This is a genomic window from Streptomyces sp. NPDC058221 (assembly GCF_042882365.1).
In the GTDB taxonomy this organism is placed as follows: Bacteria; Actinomycetota; Actinomycetes; order Streptomycetales; family Streptomycetaceae; genus Streptomyces.
This window is the reverse complement of record NZ_JBHVWF010000230.1, coordinates 1-8,588: the sequence shown is the minus strand read 5'-3', so window position 1 is coordinate 8,588 and position 8,588 is coordinate 1. Positions and strand designations below refer to the sequence as shown.

At 69.9% G+C, this 8,588-nt stretch carries 6 protein-coding genes and 1 pseudogene; 5 read left to right on the top strand and 2 right to left on the bottom strand.

Annotation, left to right across the window (positions count from 1 at the left end; genetic code table 11):
• Positions 1 to 76: 76 nt before the first annotated feature.
• Positions 77 to 424: pseudogene (locus tag ACFVW8_RS37115) on the bottom strand (hypothetical protein); the annotation flags it as partial.
• Positions 425 to 521: 97 nt separating this feature from the next.
• The gene (locus ACFVW8_RS37110; RefSeq protein ID WP_389698094.1) at positions 522 to 1,475 is read right to left on the bottom strand and encodes a heme o synthase; all 954 of its coding nucleotides are present in this window, start codon (positions 1,473 to 1,475) and stop codon (positions 522 to 524) included.
• Between the two features lie 433 nt (positions 1,476 to 1,908).
• Between ACFVW8_RS37110 and tkt the strand changes: the two genes are divergently transcribed.
• The 5 genes from tkt to pgl are packed head-to-tail and all read left to right on the top strand — an operon-like array spanning position 1,909 to position 8,497.
• Complete coding sequence (tkt, locus tag ACFVW8_RS37105; RefSeq protein WP_389698092.1) at positions 1,909 to 3,996, top strand: transketolase; 2,088 nt, start codon at positions 1,909 to 1,911, stop codon at positions 3,994 to 3,996.
• 34 nt (positions 3,997 to 4,030) lie between these two features.
• Entirely contained in the window at positions 4,031 to 5,149 is a 1,119-nt protein-coding gene (gene tal / locus ACFVW8_RS37100) for a transaldolase (RefSeq protein ID WP_389698090.1), read from the top strand.
• Between the two features lie 5 nt (positions 5,150 to 5,154).
• The gene (zwf, locus tag ACFVW8_RS37095; protein WP_389698088.1) at positions 5,155 to 6,687 is read left to right on the top strand and encodes a glucose-6-phosphate dehydrogenase; all 1,533 of its coding nucleotides are present in this window, start codon (positions 5,155 to 5,157) and stop codon (positions 6,685 to 6,687) included.
• A complete protein-coding gene (opcA, locus tag ACFVW8_RS37090; RefSeq protein ID WP_389698086.1) occupies positions 6,684 to 7,715 on the top strand; it encodes a glucose-6-phosphate dehydrogenase assembly protein OpcA in 1,032 nt (343 codons plus the stop codon). Before zwf ends, opcA begins: the two co-directional genes overlap by 4 nt.
• Positions 7,712 to 8,497, top strand: coding sequence for a 6-phosphogluconolactonase (pgl, locus tag ACFVW8_RS37085; protein ID WP_389698084.1), 786 nt, complete (start codon positions 7,712 to 7,714; stop codon positions 8,495 to 8,497). The genes opcA and pgl overlap by 4 nt, the downstream gene beginning before the upstream one ends.
• Positions 8,498 to 8,588: the final 91 nt, after the last annotated feature.

Here is an 8,588-nt window from a genome sequence, read left to right as displayed (position 1 = left end):
GGCGTGGCGCCCCCTGCCCCGGAGCCCCACGGCATCCCGTGTCAGCGCCCGAGCATCCCGCGCAACAGCTCGCCTTGTTGGCCGGGCCGCCGATCTGGATGCCGGCCATCCGCGTCCACTCGTACGGACCGGTGTGCACCTTGGCGGCGAACTCGCCGTCGAAGGACTCGTGCATCGTGATCCCGGACTTCCGCGCGGCGCTCTCGGCGACCGCGTACGACGGGGCGACCAGATCGCCCCAGCCGCCGTCCTCGCCGACGAGGACGATGCGGGTGCCCATCTGGCCGATGTAGGCGAGCTGCCCCTCGGCACCGCCGTGCGCCTTCGCGAAGGCACCGATCTGCTTGGCCAGCCGCGCCGCCCTGCGCTCCGCGCGGGCCGCCTGCTTGCTGTCCACCTGCTGGGTCTCAGCCGTCTCTGCCATACAGGGGATGCTACCGACGGGTAGATCAACTGGCGACGGGCGGGGCACGTGGCGTGGGCCACGCGCCCCGCCCGTCGGCAGGGGTCGCAGGGGCGGACTACCTCAGGAAGGGGTCCACCGCGACGGCGACGAACAGCAGCGACACATAGGTGATCGACCAGTGGAACAGCCGCATCTCCTTGAGCTTGGCGCCGGCCATCCCGGCCTTGGCCCGGTTCTGCAGGCCGTGCGCCTCCCAGAGCCAGAAGCCGCCGGTGAGCAGGGCCACAACCGTGTAGAACCAGCCGGTGTAGCCCAGCGGCGTCAGCAGCAGGGAGACGACGACCATCACCCAGCTGTAGAGAACGATCTGGCGCGCCACCACCCGGTTGGACGCAACCACCGGAAGCATCGGGACGCCGACCCGGGCGTAGTCGTCCTTCACCTTCATGGAGAGCGGCCAGTAGTGCGGCGGCGTCCAGAAGAAGATGACGGCGAAGAGGATCACCGCGGCCCAGGACATCGAGTTCGTCACGGCCGACCAGCCGATGAGGACCGGCATGCAGCCCGCGATACCGCCCCAGACGATGTTCTGCGAGGTACGGCGCTTCAGCAGCATCGTGTACACGACGACGTAGAAGAGCAGGGCCCCGAGCGACAGCGCGGCCGACAGCCAGTTCACCAGCAGCCCGAACCAGACCGTCGAGATCACCGCAAGGGCGATACCGAAGGCCAGGCACTCGCGCGGGCTCACCATGCCGGTGACCAGCGGTCGCTGCGACGTGCGGTCCATCAACGCGTCGATGTCGCGGTCGATGTACATGTTCAGTGCATTGGCACCACCGGCGGACAGGTAGCCGCCGACGGTGGTAGTGAGCACGAGCCACAGGTCGGGTACACCCTGAGCAGCGAGGAACATCACCGGAACAGTGGTGATCAGCAACAGCTCGATGATCCGAGGCTTGGTCAGTGCCACGAATGCCTTGACACGGGCCCCGAACGGGCGATGGCCCTCCGGGCCCGGAGTCAAGGCGACCCCTGCGGGTCGGGACTCGACGGCCGTCACGCACACCCCTGACAGAGAAATCCCAGCAAGCTCCAGGCGTGAAGGCCCGGTAAAGACTTGCGCGAACCAGACCACTGTAGACGTTGGGGACACGCCGCCCTTCGCGGGGGTGCGCTCGTGTTGATGTGGCGCGGAAGGCCGTTGCGACAGCTGTACGGGAGCCCCCGCTCATCCGGGTGACGCACCGGAACCGCGGGTGCCGGACGGCTCGCCCAAGAGTGTTCCGGCACGCTCTTCGGCGTGCCTCAGGAGTGGGCTCGTGCGCTCATCGGAGTAGCGCATCGGTGACCCCCGGCGCTCATACGGGAGGCGGATTCGGCGGGCCGCCCGCACCCTGGGATCAGCCGGAAATCGTGGGGTGCGACGGGGGTAGGCTCGACAACGCCCGGTGCGGTCACAGTCACCGGTTTACAACAGTGGAGAGGAGCCCTGACTCAGGGTGAGCACCAAGCCGACCACCACAGACCTCCAGTGGACCGAATTGGACCAGCGGGCCGTGGACACTGTCCGCGTTCTCGCCGCGGACGCCGTACAGAAGGTCGGAAACGGCCACCCGGGTACGGCCATGAGCCTGGCTCCCGCCGCGTACACCCTCTTCCAGAAGGTGATGCGGCACGACCCCGCCGATGCGGAGTGGACCGGCCGCGACCGGTTCGTGCTCTCGGCGGGCCACACCAGCCTGACGCTGTACATCCAGCTCTACCTGGCCGGCTACGGCCTGGAGCTCGATGACCTGAAGGCGTTCCGTACCTGGGGCTCGAAGACCCCGGGCCACCCGGAGTACGGCCACACCACCGGTGTCGAGACGACCACCGGCCCGCTGGGCCAGGGTGTCGCCAACGCCGTGGGCATGGCCATGGCCGCCCGCTACGAGCGCGGCCTGTTCGACCCGGAGGCGGCCCCCGGCACCTCCCCCTTCGACCACATGGTGTGGGCCGTCGCCGGTGACGGCTGCCTCCAGGAGGGCATCTCCGCGGAGGCGTCCTCGCTGGCCGGGCACCAGAAGCTGGGCAACCTGGTCCTGCTGTGGGACGACAACCACATCTCCATCGAGGGCGACACGGAGACCGCGGTCTCCGAGGACACCCTGAAGCGCTACGAGGCGTACGGCTGGCACGTCCAGCGCGTCGACCAGCTGCCCGACGGCGACCTGGACCCGGCGGGTCTGTACAAGGCGCTGCTGGCCGCCAAGGCAGAGACCGGGCGCCCGTCGTTCATCGCGGCCCGGTCGATCATCGCCTGGCCCGCCCCGCACGCCCAGAACACCGAGGCCGCCCACGGCTCCGCTCTCGGCGACGACGAGGTCGCCGCGACCAAGAAGGTGCTGGGCTTCGACCCGGAGAAGTCCTTCCAGGTCGCCGACGAGGTCATCGCGCACACCCGTGAGGCGCTGGACCGCGGCCGCGAGGAAAAGGCCGAGTGGGAGAAGTCCTTCGCCGCCTGGCGCACCGCCAACCCGGAGCGCGCCGCTGAGTTCGACCGCATCCGCGCGGGCGAGCTGCCCAAGGGCTGGGAGGACAAGCTCCCCGTCTTCGAGCCCGGCAAGGGCGTCGCCACCCGCGCCGCCTCCGGCAAGGTGCTCCAGGCGCTCGGCGAGATCGTGCCCGAGCTGTGGGGCGGCTCCGCCGACCTCGCGGGCTCGAACAACACCACGATCGACAAGACGTCGTCGTTCCTCCCGGCCGGCAACCCGCTGCCGGGCGCGGACCCGTACGGCCGCACGATCCACTTCGGCATCCGCGAGCACGCCATGGCCGCGGCCATGAACGGCATCGCGCTGCACGGCAACACCCGCATCTACGGCGGCACCTTCCTGGTGTTCTCCGACTACATGCGCAACGCCGTGCGGCTGTCCGCGCTGATGCACCTGCCGGTGACGTACGTGTGGACGCACGACTCGGTCGGTCTCGGCGAGGACGGCCCGACCCACCAGCCGGTGGAGCACCTGGCCGCGCTGCGCGCCATCCCGGGCCTGAACATCGTCCGCCCGGCCGACGCGAACGAGACCTCGATCGCCTGGCGCGAGATCCTGCGCCGCTACACCAAGGTGTTCGGCAAGGGCGCCCCGCACGGTCTGGCGCTGACCCGCCAGGGCGTGCCGACGTACGAGGCGAACGAGAACGCGGCCAAGGGCGGCTACGTCCTCTTCGACGCGGAGGGCGGCGACGCCCAGGTCGTCCTCATCGGCACCGGTTCCGAGGTGCAGCTCGCCGTGGAGGCGCGCGAGGAGCTGCAGTCCGCCGGCATCCCGACCCGTGTGGTCTCGATGCCGTGTGTCGAGTGGTTCGAGGAGCAGGACCAGGCGTACAAGGACAGCGTCCTGCCGCCGTCCGTGAAGGCACGGGTCGCCGTCGAGGCGGGCATCGGCCTGACCTGGTACCGCTATGTCGGGGACGCCGGCCGGATCGTCTCGCTGGAGCACTTCGGTGCCTCGGCCGACGCCAAGGTCCTCTTCCGTGAGTTCGGCTTCACCGCCGAGCACGTTGCCGCCGCCGCGCGGGAATCTCTCGCGGCCGCCGCGCGCTGACGCCGTTATACGACTAGTAGGAGATGCAATTCTCATGACAGACGCACTCAAGCGCCTCTCCGACGAGGGCGTGGCGATCTGGCTGGACGACCTTTCGCGCAAGCGGATCACCTCGGGCAACCTCGCCGAGCTGATCGACCAGAGCCACGTCGTGGGTGTCACGACCAACCCGTCGATCTTCCAGAAGGCGATCTCCTCGGGCGACGGTTACGAGCAGCAGCTCACCGACCTCGCGGCCCGCAAGGTGACCGTCGAGGAAGCCATCCGCATGATCACGACGGCCGACGTCCGTGACGCGGCCGACATCCTGCGCCCGGTCTTCGACGCGACGGACGGCCAGGACGGCCGGGTCTCCATCGAGGTCGACCCGCGCCTGGCGCACAACACCCTGGCCACGGTCGCCGAGGCCAAGCAGCTCGCCTGGCTGGTGGACCGGCCCAACACGCTCATCAAGATCCCGGCGACGAAGGCCGGCCTGCCGGCGATCACCGAGACCATCGGCCGGGGCATCAGCGTCAACGTCACGCTGATCTTCTCGCTGGAGCGCTACCGCGCGGTCATGGACGCCTACCTGGCGGGCCTGGAGAAGGCCAAGGCCGCGGGCCTGGACCTCTCGAAGATCCACTCGGTGGCCTCCTTCTTCGTGTCCCGTGTGGACACCGAGATCGACAAGCGGCTGGACGCGATCGGCAGCGACGAGGCCAAGGCCGCGAAGGGCAAATCCGCGCTCGCCAACGCGCGCCTGGCCTACGAGGCGTACGAGGAGGCCTTCGCCGGTGAGCGCTGGGCCGCCCTGGACAAGGCGCACGCCAACAAGCAGCGTCCGCTGTGGGCCTCGACCGGCGTGAAGGACCCGTCCCTCAAGGACACCCTGTACGTCGACGACCTCGTCGCGCCGAACACGGTCAACACCATGCCGGAGGCGACTCTGGACGCGGTGGCCGACCACGGCGAGATCACCGGCAACACCATCGCCGGTTCCTACGACCAGGGTCGTGCCGACCTCGAAGCGATCAAGAAGCTCGGGATCGGCTACGACGACGTCGTCCAGGTTCTGGAGGACGAGGGCGTCGAGAAGTTCGCGACCGCCTGGACCGACCTGCTCAACTCGACCGAGGCAGAGCTCAAGCGCCTCGCCCCTTCGGAGGGCTGACCACTTTGTCTGGTGTTCCCGGAGCCAACCCGCTCCGTGACGCCCAGGACCGACGGCTCCCGCGTATCGCGGGGCCGTCGGGCCTGGTCATCTTTGGCGTCACGGGCGATTTGTCCCGTAAAAAGCTGATGCCCGCCGTCTACGACCTGGCCAATCGCGGCCTGCTGCCGCCGGGCTTCTCGCTCATCGGTTTCGCGCGCCGCGAGTGGCAGGACGAGGACTTCGCCCAGGAGGTCCACGACGCCGTCAAGCAGCACGCCCGTACCCCGTTCCGTGAAGAGGTCTGGCAGCAGCTCATCCAGGGGATGCGCTTCGTCCAGGGCGACTTCGACGACGACGACGCCTTCGAGACCCTGAAGGCGACCATCCAGGAGCTCGACAAGGCACAGGGGACGGGCGGCAACTTCGCCTTCTACCTCTCCGTGCCGCCGAAGTTCTTCCCGCAGGTCGTCCAGCAGCTCAAGAAGCACGGGCTGGCCGACCAGAAGGAGGGCTCCTGGCGGCGCGCCGTCATCGAGAAGCCCTTCGGCCACGACCTCAAGAGCGCGCAGGAGCTCAACCAGCTCGTGCACGATGTGTTCCCGCCCAACGAGGTCTTCCGGATCGACCACTACCTGGGCAAGGAGACGGTCCAGAACATCCTGGCGCTGCGGTTCGCCAACACGATGTTCGAGCCGATCTGGAACCGGTCGTACGTGGACCACGTCCAGATCACGATGGCCGAGGACATCGGCATCGGCGGCCGGGCCGGCTACTACGACGGCATCGGCGCCGCCCGTGACGTCATCCAGAACCACCTGCTCCAGCTGCTGGCGCTGACCGCGATGGAGGAGCCCGGCTCCTTCCACCCGAAGGCACTGGTCGCCGAGAAGCTCAAGGTGCTCACGGCCGTCGAGCTGCCGGAAGACCTCGGCAAGCACACCGTGCGCGGCCAGTACGCGCACGCGTGGCAGGGCGGCGAGGAGGTCCTCGGCTATCTGGAGGAGGACGGTATCGACCCCAAGTCAAAGACCGACACCTTCGCCGCGATCAAGCTGACGATCAACAACCGCCGCTGGGCGGGTGTGCCGTTCTATCTGCGCACCGGCAAGCGGCTCGGCCGCCGGGTCACCGAGATCGCGATCGTCTTCAAGCGCGCTCCCTATCTGCCCTTCGAGTCCGGGGCGACCGAGGAACTGGGCAGCAACGCCCTGGTCATCCGGGTCCAGCCGGACGAGGGCGTGACCGTGCGGTTCGGCTCCAAGGTGCCCGGCACCTCGATGGAGGTCCGGGACGTCACGATGGACTTCGCCTACGGCGAGTCCTTCACGGAGTCCAGCCCGGAGGCCTACGAGCGGCTCATCCTCGATGTGCTGCTCGGCGACGCCAACCTCTTCCCCCGGCACCAGGAGGTCGAACTCTCCTGGGACATCCTCGACCCGATCGAGGAGTACTGGGACAAGCACGGCAAGCCCGCGCAGTACTCGTCGGGCACCTGGGGTCCGGCCGAGGCTGACGAGATGCTCGCACGAGACGGACGGAGCTGGCGCCGGCCATGAAGATCGATCTCACGGAAACCACTTCCAGCAAGATCAACCAGGCGCTCGTGTCGGCCCGCCGTGCCATCGGCACCCCGGCGATCGGCATGGTCCTCACGCTGGTCATCGTCACCGACGAGGAGAACGCCTACGACGCCCTCAGGGCGGCGGGCGACGCCTCGCGCGAGCACCCCTCGCGGATCATCGCGGTGATCAAGCGGGTCAGCCGTTCGCCGCGCAGCCGGCGCGACGCCCGGCTGGACGCCGAGGTCCGGGTCGGTTCCGACGCGGGCACCGGCGAGACCGTGGTGCTGCGGCTCCACGGCGAGCTCGCCAACCACGCGCAGTCGGTGGTCCTGCCGCTGCTGCTGCCGGACGCCCCGGTCGTGGTCTGGTGGCCCGAGGACGCGCCCTCCGACGCGGCGAAGGACCCCCTGGGCGCGCTCGCCCAGCGCCGGATCACGGACACCTACTCGGCGGAGCACCCGATCGACGAGCTGGCGGTGCGCGCGAAGACGTACACCCCCGGCGACACCGATCTGGCCTGGACCCGGATCACGCCCTGGCGTTCGATGCTGGCGGCCGCGCTCGACCAGCAGTCCGTGCAGGTCGTCTCGGCCTCGGTCGAGGGCGAGTCCGAGAACCCGAGCTGCGAACTGCTGGCCATGTGGCTGGCGGACCGGCTCCAGGTCCCGGTGGAGCGTACGCACTCCGGCGGCCCCGGTCTGACGGCGGTCCGGATGGAGACGAAGAACGGCACGATCGTGCTGGACCGGGCCGACGGTTCGCTGGCCACGCTCTCCATGGTGGGACAGCCGGACCGCGCGGTGGCGCTCAAGCGCCGCGAGACGGCGGAGCTGCTGGCCGAGGAGCTGCGCCGGCTCGACCCGGACAACACCTATGAGTCCTCGGTGAAGTTCGGTGTGGAACGGCTCGGTGAAACGGCGGCTCCCAAGGGCGCCGCGGCTGCGAAGCCGGCCGAACCGTCCGCCGCTCCCGCCGCTCCCGCCGCCAAGAAGACGGCGGCGAAGAAGGCGGCGTCCAAGTGACGGTCGTTCCGCAGCTCGTCGTGCACCGCGACAAGGAGCTGATGGCGCAGGCCGCGGCGGCCCGGCTGATCACGAAGGTCGTGGACGCCCAGGCCGCACGCGGTCACGCCTCGGTGGTGCTCACCGGCGGGCGCAACGGCAACGGCCTGCTGGCCGCGCTCGCCGGGGCGCCCGCCCGGGACGCGGTCGACTGGTCACGGCTCGACCTGTGGTGGGGCGACGAGCGGTACCTGCCGGAGGGTGATCCGGAGCGTAATGTCACGCAGGCCCGCGAGGCCCTGCTGGACTCGGTGCCGCTGGACCCGTCCCGGGTGCACGCGATGCCCGCGTCCGACGGTCCGCACGGCCGGGACGTCGATGCCGCGGCGGCCGCGTACGCCGCCGAGCTGGCCGCCGCGGCCGGTCCGGAGGACCACGGTCCGGTGCCGGTGTTCGACGTGCTGATGCTGGGCGTCGGCCCGGACACGCATGTCGCCTCGCTCTTCCCGGAGCTGCCCGCGGTACGGGAGACCGAGCGCACCGTCGTCGGTGTGCACGGGGCGCCCAAGCCGCCGCCCGTCCGCGTCTCGCTCACGCTGCCCGCCATCCGGGCGGCACGTGAGGTGTGGCTGCTGGCGGCGGGCGAGGACAAGGCGGAGGCAGCGGCCATCGCCCTGTCGGGTGCCGGGGAGATCCAGGCCCCGGCGGCGGGTGCGTACGGACGCAGCCGCACGCTGTGGCTGCTCGACGCGGCAGCGGCCTCGCAGCTGCCGCGCGCCCTGTATCCGCCGGCCTCCGCCTGAGCGCCGTCCGCTACTGCCGCAGGCCCGGTCCGCTCCTCGGTGCGGGCGGGGCCTGCGGGATGAGGGGCGGCCGTGTCCCGCCTGGCTCACT